18 protein-coding genes, 1 pseudogene and 1 riboswitch are annotated in these 20,118 nt (G+C 68.9%); of the genes and pseudogenes, 2 read left to right on the top strand and 17 right to left on the bottom strand.

The features are described from left to right. Positions 1 to 184, bottom strand: a pseudogene (locus AP428_RS14485) (branched-chain amino acid ABC transporter substrate-binding protein); the annotation flags it as partial. A gap of 403 nt (positions 185 to 587) precedes the next feature. Then, positions 588 to 1,670, bottom strand: a complete 1,083-nt coding sequence (locus AP428_RS14480; RefSeq protein ID WP_054928248.1) for a nitronate monooxygenase family protein — start codon at positions 1,668 to 1,670, stop codon at positions 588 to 590. Between the two features lie 222 nt (positions 1,671 to 1,892). Here AP428_RS14480 and AP428_RS14475 point away from each other — a divergent pair, with 222 nt between their 5' ends. Both AP428_RS14475 and AP428_RS14470 read left to right on the top strand, forming a co-directional pair. Then, positions 1,893 to 2,585 (top strand): dienelactone hydrolase family protein, encoded by a 693-nt coding sequence (locus tag AP428_RS14475; protein WP_011546698.1) that lies wholly within the window; start codon positions 1,893 to 1,895, stop codon positions 2,583 to 2,585. An 81-nt stretch (positions 2,586 to 2,666) separates the two neighbouring features. Then, on the top strand, positions 2,667 to 4,145 hold the full coding sequence (locus tag AP428_RS14470) for an amidase (protein WP_054928249.1): 1,479 nt from the start codon (positions 2,667 to 2,669) through the stop codon (positions 4,143 to 4,145). A gap of 105 nt (positions 4,146 to 4,250) precedes the next feature. Here the strand turns inward: AP428_RS14470 and metF are convergent, their stop codons facing one another. The 15 genes from metF to cheD all read right to left on the bottom strand — a co-directional run bounded on the left by metF (position 4,251) and on the right by cheD (position 20,093). Continuing rightward, a complete protein-coding gene (gene metF / locus AP428_RS14465) occupies positions 4,251 to 5,081 on the bottom strand; it encodes a methylenetetrahydrofolate reductase [NAD(P)H] (RefSeq protein WP_011546700.1) in 831 nt (276 codons plus the stop codon). Positions 5,082 to 5,115: 34 nt separating this feature from the next. Beyond that, positions 5,116 to 5,469 carry a phage holin family protein gene (locus AP428_RS14460; protein WP_006477367.1) on the bottom strand — a complete coding sequence of 118 codons (354 nt, stop codon included), beginning with the start codon at positions 5,467 to 5,469 and terminating at the stop codon, positions 5,116 to 5,118. 99 nt (positions 5,470 to 5,568) lie between these two features. Next, entirely contained in the window at positions 5,569 to 6,987 is a 1,419-nt protein-coding gene (gene ahcY / locus AP428_RS14455; protein WP_012327710.1) for an adenosylhomocysteinase, read from the bottom strand. A gap of 32 nt (positions 6,988 to 7,019) precedes the next feature. Continuing rightward, positions 7,020 to 7,137, bottom strand: a riboswitch (S-adenosyl-L-homocysteine riboswitch). A gap of 114 nt (positions 7,138 to 7,251) precedes the next feature. Beyond that, the gene (locus tag AP428_RS14450) at positions 7,252 to 7,983 is read right to left on the bottom strand and encodes an RNA polymerase sigma factor FliA (RefSeq protein ID WP_011546702.1); all 732 of its coding nucleotides are present in this window, start codon (positions 7,981 to 7,983) and stop codon (positions 7,252 to 7,254) included. Between the two features lie 25 nt (positions 7,984 to 8,008). Continuing rightward, complete coding sequence (locus AP428_RS14445) at positions 8,009 to 8,827, bottom strand: flagellar biosynthesis protein FlhG (RefSeq protein WP_011546703.1); 819 nt, start codon at positions 8,825 to 8,827, stop codon at positions 8,009 to 8,011. Next, entirely contained in the window at positions 8,820 to 10,574 is a 1,755-nt protein-coding gene (gene flhF, locus AP428_RS14440) for a flagellar biosynthesis protein FlhF (protein ID WP_054928247.1), read from the bottom strand. The genes AP428_RS14445 and flhF overlap by 8 nt, the downstream gene beginning before the upstream one ends. Continuing rightward, positions 10,571 to 12,673: a flagellar biosynthesis protein FlhA gene (flhA, locus tag AP428_RS14435; RefSeq protein ID WP_006477362.1), complete on the bottom strand. Its 2,103-nt coding sequence runs from the start codon at positions 12,671 to 12,673 to the stop codon at positions 10,571 to 10,573. The genes flhF and flhA overlap by 4 nt, the downstream gene beginning before the upstream one ends. Next, positions 12,670 to 13,869 carry a flagellar biosynthesis protein FlhB gene (gene flhB, locus AP428_RS14430; protein ID WP_011546705.1) on the bottom strand — a complete coding sequence of 400 codons (1,200 nt, stop codon included), beginning with the start codon at positions 13,867 to 13,869 and terminating at the stop codon, positions 12,670 to 12,672. Before flhB ends, flhA begins: the two co-directional genes overlap by 4 nt. A gap of 500 nt (positions 13,870 to 14,369) precedes the next feature. Next, positions 14,370 to 14,867: a VOC family protein gene (locus AP428_RS14425; protein ID WP_011546706.1), complete on the bottom strand. Its 498-nt coding sequence runs from the start codon at positions 14,865 to 14,867 to the stop codon at positions 14,370 to 14,372. Between the two features lie 162 nt (positions 14,868 to 15,029). Continuing rightward, the gene (locus AP428_RS14420) at positions 15,030 to 16,271 is read right to left on the bottom strand and encodes a DUF3443 family protein (protein WP_054928246.1); all 1,242 of its coding nucleotides are present in this window, start codon (positions 16,269 to 16,271) and stop codon (positions 15,030 to 15,032) included. 16 nt (positions 16,272 to 16,287) lie between these two features. Then, positions 16,288 to 16,791 (bottom strand): DUF2844 domain-containing protein, encoded by a 504-nt coding sequence (locus tag AP428_RS14415; protein WP_011546708.1) that lies wholly within the window; start codon positions 16,789 to 16,791, stop codon positions 16,288 to 16,290. 273 nt (positions 16,792 to 17,064) lie between these two features. After that, positions 17,065 to 17,796, bottom strand: a complete 732-nt coding sequence (gene cheZ / locus AP428_RS14410; RefSeq protein WP_006477357.1) for a protein phosphatase CheZ — start codon at positions 17,794 to 17,796, stop codon at positions 17,065 to 17,067. 2 nt (positions 17,797 to 17,798) lie between these two features. Further along, complete coding sequence (gene cheY, locus AP428_RS14405) at positions 17,799 to 18,194, bottom strand: chemotaxis response regulator CheY (protein WP_006754880.1); 396 nt, start codon at positions 18,192 to 18,194, stop codon at positions 17,799 to 17,801. Positions 18,195 to 18,261: 67 nt separating this feature from the next. Then, on the bottom strand, positions 18,262 to 19,353 hold the full coding sequence (locus tag AP428_RS14400) for a chemotaxis response regulator protein-glutamate methylesterase (RefSeq protein WP_027810841.1): 1,092 nt from the start codon (positions 19,351 to 19,353) through the stop codon (positions 18,262 to 18,264). Then, entirely contained in the window at positions 19,350 to 20,093 is a 744-nt protein-coding gene (gene cheD / locus AP428_RS14395; protein WP_053524856.1) for a chemoreceptor glutamine deamidase CheD, read from the bottom strand. The genes AP428_RS14400 and cheD overlap by 4 nt, the downstream gene beginning before the upstream one ends. Positions 20,094 to 20,118: the final 25 nt, after the last annotated feature.

Genomic DNA, 20,118 nt, shown 5'->3' with positions numbered 1-20,118 from the left:
CGTTGTCCTTGCCCAGGTGTGCAATGCCGCCCGTCAACGGCGCGACGTGGCCGATCTTGACGACTTGATCGGCGGACGCGTTGCTTGCAGCTGCAGCGCACAGCATCGCTGCCGCGGTGATCGGCAACAGCTTTTGCATCTTGATATTCATGTAAGTCTCCAGTTCGGTCCCAAAAAACGCCATCGCCCGGTGCCCCGCTGCCATCCCCGTGTTTCAATCACTGGACGATTCGCCGGTTGCATCGTTCATGCACTTGGCCTCAAGCACGTGAAAACAGCCGCTTTTAGCAGCCGCCCGCTCGTACTTGCGCGCAAGTGTAGGTGATCAAATTAATTTGTGGGACTTTTTTAGGATAGTGGTAACACTACCGATATGCGCGCTTTGGAGGGATGACTCGAATGGCGCTGCAAGCCCCGACGGATAAGGGTTTCCGCTAGTTCCAGCACACTCTGGAAAGGTCGTTTCAATCGATTCGCGCGGGCATTTCGATTCGGTATTTTGTGTCCGCGATCATTGAATGAAACGCGCGTGACAGCATGCGCGTTTCGTCGTCGGATATCCATCGTTCCAGCGGTTGAAGCAGCGTTCAGGCAGCCGATGCGCGCCACTCCGCGTCGAGCGCGGCGACCAGTTGCGACGTCGTCAACGCATCGCCGCGCCGCCGCGCGAGCGGCGCGCCCTGGCCGGCCCACAGCGACAGGTAGTCGCCGTCGTTCGCGCGCGCGGCGGCCTGACGCAACGGCTGGGTCAGTGCGTTCTGCACCGGATACGGCGGGACGTCGGCCACGTGCTCGCCGAGCCGCGCCATCAGCGCGTTGCGCAGCCCGCGTGCATGACGGCCGGTGATCGCGCGCGTGACCTGCGTCGACGTATCGGCGCTCGCGAGCAGGCGAGCCTTCCAGTCGGCGGCGATCGCGCTTTCCGCGCACGTGAGGAACGCGGTGCCGAGCTGCGCGCCCTGCGCGCCGAGCGCCAGTGCGGCCGCGATGCCGCGGCCGTCCATGATGCCGCCCGCGGCCAGCACGGGCAGGCCGGTCGCGTCGACGAGCTGCGGGACGAGCGCGAACGTGCCGATCAGCGCGTCCTCGGCGGCACCGATGAAGGTGCCGCGATGGCCGCCGGCCTCGGCGCCCTGCGCGGAGATCGCATCGGCGCCGGCCGCCTGCCACGCGAGCCCTTCGGCGACGTGCGTCGCGGTGCCGATCACATACGTGCCGGCGGCTTTCAGACGGGCGACGTCGGCCGCGTCGAGCACGCCGAACGTGAAGCTCGCGACCGGCACGCGCAGCGCGACGAGCGCATCGAGCTGCGCGCGGAAATCGGGCGCGTAGCGCGCGGGCGCCGTGCCCGGCGGCAGGCCGAGCGCGGCGTTCAGCGGGTCGATCGCCGCGAGTGCGCGCGCGACGGTCGCCGCATCCGGCGCGGCGTCATCGGGCAACACGAACAGGTTGATCGCGAACGGGCGATCAGTCGCCGCGCGGATCGCGGCGACTTCGGCTTCGATACGCTCGGGCGCGAGCGCGCCGGCGCCGAAGCTGCCGAGCGCACCGGCATTCGATGCGGCGGCGGCCATCGCGGTCGTGGTCGCGCCGACCATCGGCGCCTGCACGAGCGGCAGACGCAGGCCGAAGCGTTCGGAAAAGGGCGTGGAAAACGAGCGGGCGGACATGGCGAATCCTTCGATGACGATGCGCGAAAGCGCTTTGTAAAGGCCGACACATCGACTTTATCGAAGCCGCGCGGCACCGAAAAATGAATAATCGAGATCGAAACGATCGCTGCGCGAGAAGCGCCCGCGTGCACTGCAGCACCGAACGATTGGTGGCACACTAGGCCGCCCTCTTTTCACCCCGGGGCGCCTCGCGCACCCCGCCTGCCAGGAGTTCAGAACGTGACTGCCCAATGGATCGACATCCCGACCGGTAACGACAGCTTCGGCGGCTATCTCGCACTGCCCAAGCGCGGCAAGGGCCCTGCCGTCATCATCATCCAGGAGATCTTCGGCGTGAACGCGCACATCCGTGCGGTCGCCGACCAGTACGCGGCCGACGGCTTCGTCGCGCTCGCGCCCGACGTGTTCTGGCGCACGCAGCCGCGCGTCGAGCTGACCTACGAAGGCGCGGATCGCGACAAGGGCATCGAGCTGATGAAAAAGACCGACGTGGGTCTCGCGGTCGCGGACATCGGCGCGGCGGCCGACGCGTTGCGCGCCCGCCCCGAAGTGGCCGGCAAGCTCGCCGCGATCGGCTACTGCTTCGGCGGCCAGCTCGCGTACCGCGCGGCCGCGACCGGCAAGCTCGACGCGGCGGTGTCCTATTACGGCGGCGGCATCCAGAACGCGCTCGACCTCGCCGGCCAGGTCACGCAGCCGATCCTGTTCCACTACGCGGAAAACGACCACGGCATTCCGCTCACCGCCGTCGACCAGGTCAAGGCCGCATTCGCCGGCCACGGCGATGCGTCGTTCCACGTGTACCCGGGCGCCGAGCACGGCTTCAACTGCACGGACCGCGCGTCGTACAACCAGCGCGCGGCGGCGCTCGCGCACGGCCGCACGCTGACCTTCCTCGCCGAGCATCTCTAAAAAGGCCCGGCCGCCGGCCCGCCACGCCGGGCTCGCGTTATGCTCGCACCATCGCCACGAGTCACAACGGGGGTGACCGCGATGCACTCGGACTATCTCGCGCATGACGCAATCGGCCTCGCCGCGCTCGTGCGCGACCGCCAGGCCAGCCCGCGCGAACTGCTCGACGCCGCGATCGGCCAGGCCGAAGCGGTCAACGGCGCGATCAATGCGATCGTGCTGCAAGACTACGAAGCCGCGCGCGAACGTGCGGCGGGCGCGCCCGAACCGGGCGCCGATGCGCCGTTCGCGGGCGTGCCGTATCTCGTCAAGGATCTCGGCGCGGCGGTCGCCGGGCTGCCGCTATCGATGGGCAGCCGGCACTACCGCTACTTCGTGCCGGCCGACGATTCGCCGGTGATCGCGCGCAGCCGCGCGGCGGGCCTGAACGTATTCGGCAAGACCAACACGTCCGAGATCGGCCAGATGCCGTACACCGAACCGGCACTGTTCGGCGCGTGCCGCAACCCGTGGAATCTCGATCACACGCCGGGCGGTTCGAGCGGCGGCGCGGCGGCGGCCGTCGCGGCCGGCATCGTGCCGCTCGCGCATGCGTCCGACGGCGGCGGCTCGATCCGCATTCCGGCGTCGTGCTGCGGGCTGTTCGGCCTGAAGCCGAGCCGCAACCCGGTGCTGGTCGACCTGCCGTCGAACGGCGAACTCGTCGTCCAGCACGCGGTGTCGCGCAGCGTGCGCGACAGTGCGCTGCTGCTCGACGTGACGACCGGCCAGACGCTGCCGCCCGGCGCGCCCGGCACCTTCCTCGGCGCGATCGATACGCCGCCCGGCCCGCTGCGGATCGGCCTCGTCGTCGATCCGATGCTCGCGCCGGCGCTCGCCGACGACACGCGCGCGGCGCTCGACGACGCGGCCGCGCTGCTCGAATCGCTCGGCCATCACGTCGAACCGGCGACGCTGCAGATCGACTATGCGCGTGCGGCCGAAACCTTCCTCACGCTGTGGGCGACGATCGCCGAAGAAATGGTGCTCGGCGCGCGCGAACTGACCGGCCGCACGCCGCGGCGCGGCGAATTCGAGGCCGCGACCTGGGCGATGGCCGTGGTGGGCCGGCGGCTCGCGCGCACGCGCCTGCCCGACGTGCTCGAATGGCAACGCCAGCTCACCGTGCAGGTCGCCGGTCTCGTGTCGCGTTACGACGCGATCCTGTGCGCCTCGCTCGCGGGACCGCCGGTGAAGATCGGCGAACTGCAGCCGACGCCGTTCGAATCCGCGCAGATGAAGCTGGTCGCCGCGCTGCCGGTGAAGCCGCTACTGAAGGAGATGCTCGCGAAGTCGTCGGAGAAGGCGTTCGCGTGGGCCGGCTGCACCGAGCTGTTCAACCTGACCGGCCAGCCGGCGATGTCGGTGCCGCTGTACTGGAACGCGCGCGGGCTGCCGATCGGCGTGCAGTTCGCCGCGCGCCACGCGGACGAAGCGTTGCTGCTCCGGCTCGCGCGGCAGCTCGAACAGGCGCGGCCGTGGTTCGACCGCCGCCCGCCGCTGATGCAGGCGCAGCGCTGATTCAGCGGCTTCCGCCACGCGGCATGCGCGGCGCTTCACGATAAAAAAGCCCCGCCGGCGCAAACCGGCGGGGCTTTCACGCATGCAACCGCGTGACGGCGCTCGTTACACCGCGAGCCGTTCGCAGATCGTCCGCGTGGCGGTCGCCAAGTTCAGCGTGTAGAAATGCAGCCCCGGCACGCCCGCGTCGATCAGGCGCTGGCACAGGTTCGTGACGACGTCCGCGCCGAACGCGCGGATCGACTCGCGATCGTCGCCGAAGCTCTCCAGCCGGCGCGCGACCCAGCGCGGCACTTCGGCGCCGCACATCTCGGAGAAGCGCATCAGCTGAGAGAAGTTCGTGATCGGCATGATGCCCGGCACGATCGGCACGTCCACGCCCAGCTTGCGCGCATCGTCGACGAAGCGGAAATACGCGTCCGCGTTGAAGAAGTACTGCGTGATCGCGGAATTCGCGCCGGCTTTCACCTTGCGCGCGAAATTCTCGAGATCGGCCTTCGGCGAGCGCGATTGCGGGTGGTACTCCGGATAACCGGCGACTTCGATGTGGAACCAGTCGCCATGCTCGGCGCGGATGAAGCTGACGAGCTCGGACGCATAGCGCAGCTCGCCGACCTCGCCCATCCCCGACGGCAGGTCGCCGCGCAGCGCGACGATGTGCCGGATGCCGTGCGAGCGGTACTGGTCGAGGATCGCGCGCAGGCTGTCGCGCGACGAGCCGATGCACGACAGGTGCGGCGCGGCCTCGAGGCCGTCCTTCTGCATGTCGAGCACGGTATCGAGCGTGCCCTGCTGCGTCGAGCCGCCGGCGCCGAACGTCACGGAGACGAATTTCGGCTTCAGCGGCAGCAGCTGCGCGCGCGTGGCGCGCAGCTTTTCGACGCCGTCCGCCGTCTTCGGCGGGAAGAATTCAAACGAGAGTTCGATCGGTTTCATGATTCGATGGGGTTGGGCCTGCGCCCGCCAGCTCTCAGCCGATGTCGCGCTGGCCGAAGATCAGGGCGGACAGCAGCCACGACACAATGCTGTACAGGATCGAACCGAAGAACGCGGACCAGAACCCCGACACCTCGAAGCCCTTCAGCAGCGACGACGCGAACCAGAAGCACAGCGCGTTCACGACGAGGATGAACACCCCGAGCGTGACGATCGTGACGGGCAGCGTCAGCAGGATCAGCACCGGACGAATCACCGTGTTGATCAGCCCGAGCACGACCGCGATGATCAGCGCGGTGCCGAAGCTCTTGATGTGGATCGACGGCACGAGGTACGTGATGATCAGCAGCGCCAGCGCGTTGATGACCCAGGTGAGGATGACGCTCATGGAGGGCTCCGGTTCGGTTGTCGATCGGTACGATCGGTGAGCGCCGCCGCGCCGCGCGCCCGCAACGGGCGCGCGGCGCGGCGGCAGCGCATCAGTACATCAGTAGCGGTAGTGGTTCGGCTTGAACGGGCCGTCCTTCTGCACGCCGATGTACGAAGCCTGCTCGTCCGACAGCACCGACAGGTTCGCGCCGATGCGCGCCAGGTGCAGGCGCGCGACCTTTTCATCGAGATGCTTCGGCAGCACGTACACCTTGTTCTCGTACTGCTCGCCGCGCGTGAACAGCTCGATCTGCGCGAGCGTCTGGTTCGCGAACGAGTTCGACATCACGAACGACGGGTGGCCGGTCGCGCAGCCGAGGTTCACGAGGCGGCCTTCGGCCAGCAGGATCACGCGCTTGCCGTCCGGGAAGATGATGTGGTCGACCTGCGGCTTGATGTTTTCCCACTGGTACTGGCGCGTCGACGCAACGTCGATTTCCGAGTCGAAGTGACCGATGTTGCAGACGATCGCGTTGTGGCGCATCGCCTTCATGTGATCGTGGTTGATCACGTGGTAGTTGCCGGTCGCCGTCACGAAGATGTCGGCCTTGTCGGCCGCGTATTCCATCGTCACGACGCGGTAGCCTTCCATCGCCGCCTGCAGCGCGCAGATCGGATCGATTTCGGTGACCCACACGGTCGCGCCCAGGCCGCGCAGCGACTGCGCGCAGCCCTTGCCCACGTCGCCGTAGCCCGCGACGACCGCGACCTTGCCCGCGATCATCACGTCGGTCGCGCGCTTGATGCCGTCGACGAGCGATTCACGGCAGCCGTACAGGTTGTCGAACTTCGACTTCGTGACCGAATCGTTCACGTTGAACGCCGGGAACGGCAGGCGGCCGTCCTTTTCCATCTGGTACAGGCGGTGCACGCCGGTCGTGGTCTCTTCGGTCACGCCCTTGATGTGCGCGAGGCGCTTCGAGTACCAGTTCGCGTCGACGTCGAGGTGGGCCGCGATCGACTTGTACAGCGCGACTTCTTCCTCGTTGGTCGGCTTCGCGATCACCGAACGGTCCTTCTCGGCCTTCGAGCCGAGGATCAGCAGCAGCGTTGCGTCACCGCCGTCGTCCAGGATCATGTTCGCGAATTCGCCGTTCGGCCATTCGAAGATGCGGTGCGAGAACTCCCAGTATTCGTCGAGCGATTCGCCCTTGAACGCGAACACCGGCGTGCCGGCTTCGACGATCGCGGCCGCCGCGTGATCCTGGGTCGAGAAGATGTTGCACGACGCCCAGCGCACGTCGGCGCCGAGCGCCTTCAGCGTCTCGATCAGCACGCCCGTCTGGATCGTCATGTGCAGCGAACCGGCAATGCGCGCGCCCTTCAGCGGCTGCTGCGCCTTGTATTCGTCGCGGATCTGCACGAGGCCCGGCATTTCGGTCTCGGCGATGTTGAGTTCCTTGCGGCCCCAGCCGGCCAGCGCCATGTCGGCGACGACGTAATCGTGGGAAGCCTTGGAATCGATAATGGCGTTCATCACGCCCTCCTTTCTAAAAAGTTTCTAGATTGGTGACGTGAGCGCCGTTCAGGAAGCGGGGCCGGCGCGGAAAAATCGCCGCACGGCTGCTTGGTGAAGCTCTCCGAGCCTGGCGGACACGGATGGTCCGTCGCAACGCTCCTCGGAAAACGGAGGGGATTGTAGCAAATCGGCGCGCGAAATGCGCAAGGACGACGCGTAGGCACGCGACGCGCGCGGTGCCGGCGCGCGCGGCCGTCGGCAAAGGGTCGGGACTTCTTCGGGTCAGGACTCCGCGCCGACCCACGCCTGCTCGCGCAGCCGCGCGCGCAGGCGTGCGACGGCCTGGCTGTGCAGCTGGCACACGCGCGATTCGCTCACTTCGAGCACCGCGCCGATCTCGCGCAGATTCAGACCCCGTTCGTAGTACAGCGACATCAGCAGCTTCTCGCGCTCCGGCAGCCGCTCGATCGCCTCGACGAGCGCCTCGCGCAGGTGGTCGTCGAGCAGCGCCGACAACGGATCGGCGTGATCGACGCGATAGCGGTCGAGGAACGGCTCGTCATCGGCCGCGCGGTCGAAATCCTCGTAATAGATGAGCTGGCTGCCGTGCAGGTCCTGCAGCATCCCCTGGTATTCGTCGAGCGGCATGTTCAGGTGCTGCGCGATCTCGGTCTCGCTCGCCGAGCGGCCGAGGTGCTGCTCGACCTGGTGCACCGCGTGCTCGACCTCGCGCGACGTCTTGCGCAGGCTGCGCGGCAGCCAGTCGTTGCTGCGCAACTCATCGAGCATCGCGCCGCGGATGCGCTGCGTCGCGTAGGTCTCGAACTGCGCGCCCTGATCTTCCTTGTAGCGGCCGGCCGCGTCCATCAGGCCGATCATGCCGGCCTGGATCAGGTCGTCGAGATCGACGCTCGCCGGCATCTTCGCGACGAGCTGCAGCCCGAGGCGGCGCACGAGCGGCGCGTATTGCGCGAGCACGTCGGCCTGGGACATCTTTCCTTGAGCGTTGTACATCGTGGCTCTCTCCTTCGGGTGGCGCTCACGCGGCGTGTGCCGCGCCCGCCTCATACGACGGCTTGCCGCCGGCGTGGACCGCGCGGCCCGCACCCGAACGCGGGCGCATCGGCCAGTACAACAAATCGGCGGCAATCTGCCGGTAATCGCGCGCGGCAGGCGACGACGGGAACGCGTCGACCACCGCATGCATCAGTTCGCGGGCGTGCTCGACGAGCGGATCGGCGCTCACGCAGCCCGCATCGGCGATCGATACGGTCAGGTAGCGGCTCGCGACGCCCGCGAGGTTGTCGAAGGCCGTCTTCGCGTCCGCGTGGCTGCCGACCTGGTTGGTTAGCACGCGGAACTGCGCGAACGCGTGCGCGAAATGCAGCCGCTTCATGCACGCGTACGCCTCGGTGATCGCCTGCGCGGCGACCCGCGTGACGACCAGCACGTCGTGCGCTTCGCGCGCGAGCGCCGAGAACGACCCGTCGGCGCCGAGCTGCGCGTCGACGAGGACGATATCGGCCGGGCCGTCGATGAAGTCGCTCAGTTGCGCGTCGCTGTAGCCGGCGCGCGCGAGCCGCGCGGCGCCGCACAGGCCGAAGCCGGCCGCCACCCGCGTGCGTTCGCCATCGCGCAGCCACGCGCCGGCGAGCGTCGCGCTGGCCGAATGCACGTCGGCGCGCTCGTCGACGACGAGCACGTCCTTGCCGAGCGACGCGAGCGCCGCCGCGAGATTCACCACGGTGGACGTGCAGCCGACGCCCGCCGGTCCGCCCGTCACCGCGACGATGCGCGACGCGCGCCCGGCGAGCAGGCGCCGCAGCCCTTCGGCCTGATCGATGATCCGTTTATCCAAATCGCACCTCGTGCAGCTCGGCGGTGGAACGTGCGGTCAGTGCGGAAAGCAGCGTCGGCATGTCCTCGTCTTGCGGCACGAAGGGCGAGCCGTCGCGCGGCACACAGAACGCGCTCTTCAGCAGGAATTTGGTCGACGCGACGTACAGGTTCTCCGGCACCTTCTGGCCGGTCGACACGTAGTGGACCGGCAGCTTGTAGCGGATCACCGTGTCGAGCACGCCGCCGAGGTGGGTCGCCTCGTCGAGCTTCGTGAGGATGCAGCCGGCGAGATCCGGGTGATCGCCCGCGCTGCGGTACGCCTGCACGACTTCGTTCAGCGTGTCGCCGTGGCTCGTCGCGTTGAGCAGCAGCAGGCGCTGTACCGGCGCGTTCGCGCCGTGCAGCATCGCGATCTGGTCGGACACCGCGCGGTCGCGCTGGCTCATGCCGATCGTGTCGATCAGCACGATGTGCTTGTTGCGCAGCTCGGACAGCGCGAGCGCGAGGTCGCCCGCGTCCTTCACCGCGTGCACCGGCACGCCGAGGATCTTGCCGAAGATGCGCAGTTGCTCGTGGCCGCCGATCCGGTAGCTGTCGGTGGTCAGCAGCGCGACCTTGCTCGCGCCGAAGCGCATCACGCAGCGCGCGGCCAGCTTCGCGGTGGTGGTCGTCTTGCCGACGCCCGTCGGCCCCATCAGCGCGAACACGCCGCCGCGCTCCATCAGCGCGTCCTCGCTATCGAGCACCGGCAGGTTCGACGCGAGCACCGACTGCGCCCATTCGGCGGCCTGCTCGAAGGTCTGCGCGCCGTCGCCGGACGGCAGGTTGTCGACCAGCATCCGCACCAGTTGCGCGGAAAAGCCCGCCGCGAACAGGTGCTTCGTCAGCGCGCCGTGAACGGCGCTGCGGCGCTGGCGGTCGTGCCACATCAGGCTGTCGAACTGCTCTTGCATCATCCCGCGCAGCTCGCCCAGCTCCTGCATCACGGTGTCGTTGACGATCCGCTCGATACGCGACTTCACCGCGTCGGCCACCGCGGCGGCCGCGTCGGACGACAGGCGCGTGCGTTCGGCCGTCTTGGCGGCGTACGCGGCGCCCGTGTCAGGGGCGCGCCGCGCGGCGGCCGGCGCGCCGGCCGCCGGCATCCGGCGTTCTGCGTCGCGCACGATGTCTCGCGCCCAGTCGGGCGGCGTCGCGCTGGCTGCGGGCTGCGGCGCGCTCGCCTGCGGCTCGGCAGGCGCCTGCGCTCGGGCGATCAGCGCGTCGCGCTGCTGCGTGAGGCGCTTCGCGTGCTCGACCAGCCACGGTGCGGGTTCGGAAGTGGGGGCCGGCACCCCGGGGGCAGGTGATCCGGCGGCCGGCGCTGCGATCGACGGCGCGGCCGCATCGGCCTCGATCGACGAACGATGCGCATCCGCCTCTTGCGGGTCGGCGCTTGCGCCGAATACGGACGAGAACACGTCCGGCAGCCCGCCTTCGCCCGCCGCATACGGATTGACGGCCGGGCGCGGTGCGATGCCGGGGCGCGACACGATGCCCGGCACGGCGGCGGCCGGCACGGATTCCGGCACGCGCGACGGGGCGACGCGCGGACGCGCGGCCGGCGGCGCCACCGCGGCCAGATCCGAATCTGCGAGTGCAACGATTTCGACACTGCCGTCATCGAGCGTGCGGTTCGACAGCACGACCGCGTCGGCGCCGAGCGCCTCGCGCACGAGACGAAGTGCGTCGCGGCTCGTTGCGCCGGTGAATTTGCGAATGTTCAAGCGGAACCCCCGATGACGTTAACGACTTTGATCGTGCGTGTGTCCGGCACTTCGGCATACGACAGCACTTTCAATTGCGGCAGGCTGCGGCGCAGGAAGCGCGCGAGCATCGCGCGCAGCGCGTGCTGCACCAGCAGCACCGGCGGCAGCCCGAGATTCTGTTGACGCAGCATCGCTTGCTGCGTGCCGGTCAGAAGGTTGTGCGCGAGGCCGGGCTCGAGGCCCGGGTTCGCGCCGGTGGCGAGCGCCTGCGACAGCACGCGCTCCAGGTTCGCGTCGAGGCCCATCACCTGCATTTCGCCGTTGCCCGGATACCACTGCTGCGTGATCGCGCGGCCGAGCGAGAGCCGCACCGCGGCCGTGATCTCGAACGCGTCGCCACGGCCCGCATGCTCGGACACGGCCTCGAGGATCGTGCGCATGTCGCGGATCGGCACGCCTTCCTCGAGCAGGTTCTGCAGCACCTTCTGCAGCGTGGTGAGCGAGATCGTCTTCGGCACGAGGTCCTCGACGAGCGACGGCGCGTCCTTGCCGGTACGCTCGACGAGCGCCTGCACTTCCTGGCGGCCGAGCAGCTCGGCCGCGTGCTGGACGACGAGATGGTTCAGGTGCGTCGCGACCACCGTGCTCGCGTCGACCACCGTGTAGCCGTACACCTGCGCCTGCTCGCGCAGCGCGACGTCGATCCACACGGCCGGCAGCCCGAACGCGGGGTCCTGCGTGACGGCGCCCGGCAGCGCGGCCGTCACCTGACCCGGGTTGATCGCGAGCCACTGGCCCGGGAACACTTCGCCCGCGCCGATCTCGACGCCCTTCAGCGCGATCCGGTACGCGTTCGGCCGCAGTTCGAGGTTGTCGCGGATATGGATCACCGGCGGCAGGAAGCCGATTTCCTGCGCGAATTTCTTGCGGATGCTCTTGATGCGCTTGAGCAGCTCGCCGTCGCTGTTCTTGTCGACCAGCGGGATCAGCCGGTAGCCGACTTCGAGGCCGAGCGGGTCGATCAGCTGCACGTCGTCCCACGTCGCTTCGTGGCTGTCGGCCGGCAGCACGGCGGGCGGTGCGATGTCGGTCACGTCGCCGGCCGCCTTGCGGGCCGCCGCGCGCTTGGTCTGGGTACGCGCCAGCCAGATCGCGCCGCCGCCGAGCGCGAGGAACGCGAAGTGCGGCATCCCCGGGATCAGCCCCATCAGCACGATGATCGCGCCAGTGATGTTCAGCACGCGCGGGTTCGTGAACAATTGGCCAGTGATCTGCGTGCCGATGTCCTCGTCGGTCGCGACGCGCGACACGATCACGCCGGCCGCGGTCGAGATCACGAGCGACGGGATCTGCGCGACGAGGCCGTCGCCGATCGTCAGCAGCGTGTAGTTGGTGCCGGCCGCGGCGAAGCTCATGTCGTGCTGCACCATCCCGACGATCAGCCCGCCGATCACGTTGATCGCCATGATGATCAGGCCGGCGATCGCGTCGCCGCGCACGAACTTCGACGCGCCGTCCATCGACCCGTAGAACTCGGCTTCCTGCGACACGGCGAGGCGGCGCTTGCGGGCCTGCTCCTCGTTGATGAGGCCGGCGTTGAGATCCGCGTCGATCGCCATCTGCTTGCCGGGCATCGCGTCGAGCGTGAAGCGCGCGGACACTTCGGCGATCCGCCCCGCGCCCTTCGTGATCACCATGAAGTTGATGATCATCAGGATCACGAATACGACGATGCCGACCGCGAAGTTGCCGCCCACGAGGAAGTGGCCGAACGCCTCGATCACCTGGCCGGCCGCGTCGGGCCCGGTGTGGCCTTCGAGCAGCACGACGCGCGTCGACGCGACGTTCAGCGACAGGCGCAGGAGCGTCGAGAACAGCAGCACGCTCGGGAACGCCGCGAAGTCGAGCGGCTTCATCGTGTACATGCTGACGAGCAGCACCATCACGGACAGCGCGATGTTGAACGTGAACAGCAGATCCAGCAGCATCGGCGGCAGCGGCAGGATCATCATCCCCAGGATCATGCAGATGAGGATCGGGCCCGCGAGCGCGCGCAGGTTCGTGCCTGCCAGCACGTTCGGGCGCTTCGCGAACAGGCCGGTGGTCGGGGTGCTCATGCTGCGTTCCCTTGCTTGCCGAGGGTGTCCTCGGCTTCTTCACGCTCGTCGTCGGCGGCGACCGACGTGCCCTTGTCGAGTTCGGCCGGCACGTCGAGATCGACCGGCATCGCCGGGAACGCGCCGCCTTCCGAACGGAAGCGCTTGAGCTGGTAGACCCACGCGAGCACTTCCGCGACCGCCGAGTACAGCGAACCGGGGATCTCGCGCTCGAGTTCGACGTTGTGATACAGCGCACGCGCGAGCGGCGGCGCTTCGAGCAGCGGCACGTTGTGCTCGGCCGCGAGTTCGCGGATGCGCGCGGCGACGAGGTTCACGCCCTTCGCGACGACCTTCGGCGCGCGCATCTCGCCATCCGTGTATTGCAGCGCGACCGCGAAGTGCGTCGGGTTCGTGACGACCACGTCGGCCTTCGGCACGGCCGCCATCATCCGGCGGCGGGCGATCGCGCGCTGCTGCTGGCGAATCCGCCCCTTCACGTGCGGATCGCCTTCGTTCTCGCGATGCTCGCGCTTCACTTCTTCCTTCGTCATGCGCAACTTCTTGTTGTACTGCCAGAGTTGGTAAGGCACGTCGAGCCCGGCGACGACCAGCATCCCGGCGACCGTCGTACCGCAGCACACGGCGACCAGATGCAGCGCATCGGGCAGCGCGGCGCCGAGCGGCTGGGTCGCGAGGCCGAGCAGTTCGTCCTTGCTGCGCCAGATCGCGATGCCGCCAATCCCGCCGACGACCAGCGTCTTCGCGATCGACATCCCGAGCTGGATCGGCCCCTGGATCGAGAAGATCCGGCCGAGGCCCGAGATCGGGTTCAGGCGGTCGAACTTCAGTTCGAACGTCTTTTGCGAAATCAGCCAGCCGCCGAGCGCCATCGGCGCGAGCAGCGCGGCGACGCCGGTCAGCGCAAGCAGCGGCAGCAGCGCGGCGAAGCCTTCGAGGCTCGCGCTGCCGGCCGCCGACAGCATCCGGTGGGTGTCGAACGCGGTCGCGCGATCGAACGTGAACGCGCCGCGCAGCATCGCCTGCAGATGCGCGCCCGACGGGCCCGCGAGCAACCATGCGCCGTAGAACCCCGCCGCGAGCAGTGCGAACGAAGCCAGTTCGCGCGAACGCGCGACCTGCCCCTCCTCGCGCGCCTTCTCGCGGCGCCTGGGAGTGGCGGCTTCGGTCTTGTCGAGATCGCTCTCGTCTGCCACGGGGCCTCCAGTCGGGTACGGCGAAATGCCGCTTTCCAGTGACACCGATTATTCATGGAGGCGTCAAACGCCGATCGGTCGAGCAAAGCCGGGAAAGGGGGGTATTTCGGAGAATCGGGCGAGCCGCCGCGAACGCGGCCGGAGCGGGGGCGGAACGCCGCGCGGCGCGGCGGGAAAACGGGCCGGCCGGCGCGTCGGCGCGTCGGCGTATCGGCGTATCGGCGTATCGGCGTATCGGCGTATCGGCGTATCGGCGAAGCGGCGAAGCGGCGAAGCGGCGAAGCGGCGAAGCGGCGAAGCGGCGAAGCGGCGGCGGCCAGCGGGACCGCGGCGGCGCGATGCAGGGGAACGGTGCACCGGCGGCCGGGAAAGGCGGGAAATCGGCCTCGACGCAACGATGTCGCGCATCGGAACGAAACGGCCGGCCGCCGGCCTTGAGCGGCCCGACCGACCGAAGCGGCCTCGGGCCTGTTCACGCCGACAACGGGCTTGCGCTGGCCCTAGCCGGCCGCCGCCCGCTGCAGCGCGCCGAGATCGAGCTTCTTCATCGTCATCACCTGCGCCATCACGCGCTCGGCGCGGGCCGGGTCGCCGGTCATCAGCTCGGCCATCTGCACGGGCACGACCTGCCACGACACGCCGAAGCGGTCGCGCAGCCAGCCGCATTGCTGCGCGCGCTCGTCGCCGCCTTCGGACAGGCGCGCCCAGTAATGGTCGATCTCGGCCTGGTCGCGGCAGTTGACGACGAACGACACGGCCGGCGTCATCTGGAACACGGGGCCGCCGTTCAGCGCGACGAACGCCTGCCCGTCGAGCTCGAACGCCACGGTCATCACCGCGCCCTCGGCGTTGCCGGACGCGTGCGCGCCGGCCTTGCCGTAGCGCGCGACGTGCACGATGCGCGCGTTGTCGAACACCGATACGTAGAAACCGGCGGCCGCCTCGGCGTCGCGGTCGAACCACAGGAACGGCGTGATGCGCTGGATACGCGGATTCATGGCGCTGTCTCCTCGATGTCGTGCCGGCACCGGTGCCGGTCTTACATCGTAGACGCTATGCCGGCGCCCGGCCGCGCGCCGGTCCGTAGCCTCGCGCCCGCCGGGTCGAAAAAAAGGGGGCGATCGCTCGCCCCCCTCGTTCCTGCGTCCGGCCGTGCCGCGTCAGAACGCGACGAACGGCTGCGGGCCGCCGCTCGCGGTCTTGTCCATCCCGAAGTAGATCGTCTTGCCGTAGAAGTGCGGCATGCCGATGTCGAGCCAGCTGGACGAGCCGAACGGGCCCGCGATGTCGTTGAACGCGAACGTCGACGGGTTGGAGAACAGCGAATCCGCATTCGTGACCGGCATCGACACGGTGCCCGACGCGCCGTTCTGGCCGCTCAGCGTGGCCGAATAGGTGGTCGTCGCCGACGGGCAGTAGAACTCCGTATTCCTCGAACAGACCGTCTGCGCCGAATCGTTGAAGAAATACGCGTTGGAGCCGGTATCGAAGAACGCAGTCACGCTGCGCCCCTGGAACGTCGCACTGACGTCGCCGGTCGTGGTCGACGTCATCACCGTCTTGCCGCTCAGGTTCGGCAGGCCGAACGTCAGCGTGCCGGTCGCGCTCGCCTGCCCGCTGTCGGAGATGGCCGGCATCTGCACGCTCACCCCGTCGTTGTTCGCGAACCGATGCACCGGGTTCGCCACCTGCTGCGCCAGCGGCACGAGCGCGACCGTGCAGCGCGCGTTGTCGCCGTTCGGGCACGCGTAGTAGTTGTTGCTCGTCGACGTCGACGTGGCGCAGGTCGTGCCGCAGTCGTACGGCGCCGGCCCGATGCCGAGGATCCCGTTCGCGCCGAGCGCGCCGGTCGAGTTGGCCGACGCGCCGCCGTTCGTGCACGAGCTCGGTACGTTGGTCGTGCCGAGGTCGCCGATGATCTGCACGGGCAGCGAGCTCGCCTGCTCGGTGCCGATCGACAGGTCGACGGTGCGCACCGAGCCCCACGTGTAGCTCGACACGAACTTGCCGCATTCGGCGACCGGCGCGCCGCCGCTCGTCACCTGCGGCAGGCTGTCGTGCACGCCCGCCACCGCGCTGCCGACGAGCCGCAGCCCGTAGGACGCGGTATCGACGAGCACGTTGTTGACGATCTGGCAGTTCGACGTGCCCGGCACGCAGATCTTCAGGCTGATGGTCGGGATGTTGATCACGTTCGCCGCGCCGGCGCCGACCGTGACGACGGCCGTGTTGCCGCTGTTGCCGTCAGACCCGCCCGAGCCGTTGCCGCCCGTATTGCCGGCATTGCCGCCGTTGCCCGAACCGCCGCCATCGCCGCCGCCGCATGCCGTCACGAGCACGGCCGTCGCGGCCAGGAGGCCCAGCACGCCGAGCCAGCGCTTGAATGTACGAGGAATGCTCAAGATCGCTCTCCCGCTGTCACTGGATATCGGTGCCGGCCACGCCGGCGGGCAGCGCCGACGGCAGCCACGCCTGGCCGGAGAAGGCGCCCATGTGGCCGCCCGTCCGGATCACGAGACCGCTCGTCTCGACCGCCACCGGCGCGCGCCAGCCGCGCGCCCGGTGCGCCGCCTGGACGCCGGCGGTGTACTGCGGGAAATAGCTGCCGAGCAGCGACGCGAGATCCGGCATCGTCGGCCCGCGCCACGCGAGGCCGAACACGCTGCCGGCGGCCGACGTGTATTCGTGGATGACGGTGCCCGATCCGAGCGTGATCTCGCGGACGGTATAGGCGGCCGTGCTGGCCTGCGCGCCGTCCGCCGAGCGCATGGCGCGCTGCAGCGCGCGCACGGTGGCGGCCTGATCGTCCGCCGGCGGCGACATCGGCGCACCGCCCAGTTCCGCATGTGCGTGGACGGCCCACAGCACACCCATTGCAGCCGTCGCGTGCGCGACGGTCCAGCCCAAGCGTTTCAGCTTCACGTTCCCCCCCAAGGGACTGGCTTCGTTGCCGACGGCGCCGCCGTCGGCACGCGCCGCCTGCCAACTTATGAATCTTACGAATGAGACGCTACGTTGCTGCTGACGCGTAGTATGCCTGCGGAGTGTGGCGAAGTGTCAATTCGACGCAGGATGACACCGCGCCGCGCAAGCGCGGCGGGCGGGAGAACGAGGCGGGAAAGGGGAATGCGCGCATCGGCGGCCCCGCAGGACGGGGCGCCCGGCAACCGGGCGCGCGGATGCGCCGCGGCAGGATCAGAAGCCGAGGCTCGCGAGCAGGTCGTCGACCTGCCCCTGGTCCTGAACGACGTCGGATTTGCCTTCCGGCGCGATCTGCGGGCCGTTCAGCAGCGATTCGGGGCTGCCGGTCGCGCTCATCTGCTCGGCCGCCAGCGCGGCCGCGGTGGCCGCGAACTGCTCGCGCCGCTCCGGCGCGATGTTCTCGACGAGCACGGTGAGGAGCTGCTGCTCGATCAGGTAGACCATGTCCATGATCTTCTTGATCACTTGCCCGGTCAGGTCCTGGAAATCCTGCGCGAGCATGATCTCGAGCAGTTGCGCGCGGGTCGCCGACGTCGACTCGGGCAGCGTGCGCAGGAACGTGCGCGTATCGTCCATCAGCTCGCGCACCTCCGCGTGCTCGATCGGCGCGGCATACCACTGCGCCCAGCGCGCGTCGAGCGCCTCGGCTTCGTTCTGGATGCGCTCCTGCACCGGCTTCGCGATCTCGATCGCATTCAGCACGCGCTCGGCGGCCTGTTCGGTCATCGTCGCGACGTAGCGCAGCCGGTCGCGCGCATCGGGCACGGCTTCCGCCGCGCGCTCGACATGCTTGTCGAGCCCGAGCTCGCGCATCGAATCGCGCAGCGTGCGCGTGACGTGGCCGATGCGCGCGAGGATCCGGTCGCTCGCGTAATCGGCGCCTTCGGCATGGCCGTCGGCGTTGATCGCCGCGCCGGCGAGCGCCGCATGGATCGGCTCGTTCACGTTCAGCTCCCGGCCTTGGCCATCTTGTCGATGATCTTGTTCAGCTTCTCGTCGAGCGTCGCGGCCGTGAACGGTTTCACGACGTAGCCGCTCGCGCCGGCCTGGGCGGCCGCGATGATGTTCTCCTTCTTCGACTCGGCCGTGACCATCAGCACCGGCAGGTGCGTGAGCGTCGCGTCCGCGCGGATTTCCTTCAGCATCGCGAGGCCGTCGAGGTTCGGCATGTTCCAGTCCGAGATCACGAAGTCGAAGCCGCCGCCGCGCAGCCGCGCGAGGCCGGCCGCGCCGTCTTCCGCCTCATCGACGTTCGTGTAGCCCAGTTCCTTGAGCAGGTTGCGGACGATCCGGCGCATCGTCGGGAAATCGTCCACCACCAGGATTTTCATGCTCTTGTCCATCGTCGTTCCTTTCCAGATTCGTTTCCGTCGAGGCGCGTATCGTGGCACGCGCCCCGTGACATTCCATTCACACGCGCTGCACGCGGTCGCCCATCGTCGCCAGGCGCGCCATCACGCGGCGGCTCATGTCGGCGAGCGGTGCGACCTCGTCCGCGCCGCCGAGCGCGATCGCCTCGCGCGGCATCCCGAACACGATACAGCTCGCTTCGTCCTGCGCGAACGTGTGAGCGCCCGCGCGTTTCATTTCCAGCAGGCCGGCCGCGCCGTCGCGGCCCATCCCGGTGAGGATCACGCCGATCGCGTTCTTGCCCGCGTGCGTCGCCGCCGAGCGGAACAGCACGTCGACCGACGGGCGGTGCCGGTTCACCGGCGGCTCGTCCGACAGTTGCGCAATATAGTTCGCGCCGCTTCTCGCGAGCAACAGGTGCGCATGGCCCGGCGCGATGTACGCATGGCCCGGCAGCACGCGTTCGCCGTGCTCGGCTTCCTTCACCGCGATCCGGCACAGGCCGTTCAGCCGCTGCGCGAACGATTTCGTGAAGCCGGGCGGCATGTGCTGCGCGATCAGCACGGCCGGCGCATCCGGCGGCAGCGGCGTCAGCACTTCGCGGATCGCCTCGGTGCCGCCCGTCGACGCGCCGATGATGATCAGCTTCTCGGTACTGACGAGCGGGTTGTTGATCATCGGCGCGGCCGCGGCGCTGTCCGCCGAGCGCGCGGCGGCCTGCGGCTGCGGCGCCTGGCGCACGCGCGCGCGCGACGCCGCGCGGATCTTGTCGGCGAGCTTTTCCGCGTAGTCGAGCATCCCGTCGCGAATCCCGACGCGCGGCTTCGTGACGAAATCCACCGCGCCGAGTTCGAGCGCGCGCAGCGTGATTTCCGAGCCGCGCTCGGTCAGCGACGACACCATCACGACCGGCATCGGCCGCAGGCGCATCAGCTTCTCGAGGAAGTCGAGCCCGTCCATGCGCGGCATTTCGACGTCGAGCGTGAGCACGTCGGGGTTGTGCTGCTTGATGAGCTCGCGCGCGACGAGCGGATCGGGCGCGGTCGCGACCACCGTCATGTCGGGCTGGCTGTTGATGATCTCGGTCATCAGGCTGCGGATCAGCGCCGAATCGTCGACGCACAACACTTTGATCTTCTGCACTGCGGTCAGGCCTCCTGCTTTCTTGATAGGTTCGCGGCGTACGGGCTCCCCGCGGCCGGGCTCCCGGCGCCCGGCGCCGTGCCGCGCCCGCCGAACAGCTCGATGCGCGGGCGCGCCGGTTGCGGCGCGGCAGGCCGCTTCGCGGCGAACAGCTCGACCTGCGCGCGGGTCCGTGCGGCGCGGAGGCGATCGGCCTCGCGCGCGAGCGCGGCTTCGCGCTCGGTCACCCCCGGCACCTGCAGCCGCAGCTTCTTCACCATTGCGCGCCCGCTGTGCGGCATGAACGCGACCTTGCGCGGATGCACGCCCTGCAGGTCTTCCGCGGTGATGCGGATGCGCTCCAGCGCCAGATAGCGGCGCACGAAATCCGCGTTGCGATCGCCGATGTTGATCGTCGTCATCCCGGCCAGCACGGCCGCGCCGCCGAACACCTTCGCCTCGAAGCGCTCGCGGCGCCCGCCGGCCTTGATCAGCTCGTTGATCAGCACTTCCATCGCATACGCGCCGTAGCGCATCGATTCCGACGCGGCCGCGCCCGGATCGGCGCCGTCGTCCGGCAGCATGAAGTGGTTCATCCCGCCGATGCCCGCGTACGGGTCGTGCAGGCACGCGGCGACGCACGAGCCGAGCACGGTCATCAGCACCATGTCCTCGGCGGTCGTGTAGAACTCGTTCGGCAACAGCTTCACGCCGGGGCGCTCGAAGTGGTTGTCGAAGTAGCGATTGGTCGCGATCGGCAGGGCGCTCATCCACGCTCTCCATAGACCGGCGCGC

This window comes from Burkholderia sp. E168m22 (assembly GCF_001319805.1).
Taxonomy (GTDB): domain Bacteria; phylum Pseudomonadota; class Gammaproteobacteria; order Burkholderiales; family Burkholderiaceae; genus Burkholderia; species Burkholderia orbicola.
Note: the sequence above shows the minus strand (reverse complement) of the source record. Positions and strands in the feature narration are given on the sequence as shown.

What these genes read in the sequence shown, in the direction of transcription:
- metF (WP_011546700.1), bottom strand. Translation starts at nt 5,081, where the DNA reads ATGAAACCGATCGAACTCTCGTTTGAATTCTTCCCGCCGAAGACGGCG.
- cheD (WP_053524856.1), bottom strand. Translation starts at nt 20,093, where the DNA reads ATGAGCGCCCTGCCGATCGCGACCAATCGCTACTTCGACAACCACTTC.
- ahcY (WP_012327710.1), bottom strand. Translation starts at nt 6,987, where the DNA reads ATGAACGCCATTATCGATTCCAAGGCTTCCCACGATTACGTCGTCGCC.
- AP428_RS14460 (WP_006477367.1), bottom strand. Translation starts at nt 5,469, where the DNA reads ATGAGCGTCATCCTCACCTGGGTCATCAACGCGCTGGCGCTGCTGATC.
- cheY (WP_006754880.1), bottom strand. Translation starts at nt 18,194, where the DNA reads ATGGACAAGAGCATGAAAATCCTGGTGGTGGACGATTTCCCGACGATG.
- AP428_RS14480 (WP_054928248.1), bottom strand. Translation starts at nt 1,670, where the DNA reads ATGTCCGCCCGCTCGTTTTCCACGCCCTTTTCCGAACGCTTCGGCCTG.
- AP428_RS14450 (WP_011546702.1), bottom strand. Translation starts at nt 7,983, where the DNA reads ATGTACAACGCTCAAGGAAAGATGTCCCAGGCCGACGTGCTCGCGCAA.
- AP428_RS14425 (WP_011546706.1), bottom strand. Translation starts at nt 14,867, where the DNA reads ATGAATCCGCGTATCCAGCGCATCACGCCGTTCCTGTGGTTCGACCGC.
- AP428_RS14470 (WP_054928249.1), top strand. Translation starts at nt 2,667, where the DNA reads ATGCACTCGGACTATCTCGCGCATGACGCAATCGGCCTCGCCGCGCTC.
- flhA (WP_006477362.1), bottom strand. Translation starts at nt 12,673, where the DNA reads ATGAGCACCCCGACCACCGGCCTGTTCGCGAAGCGCCCGAACGTGCTG.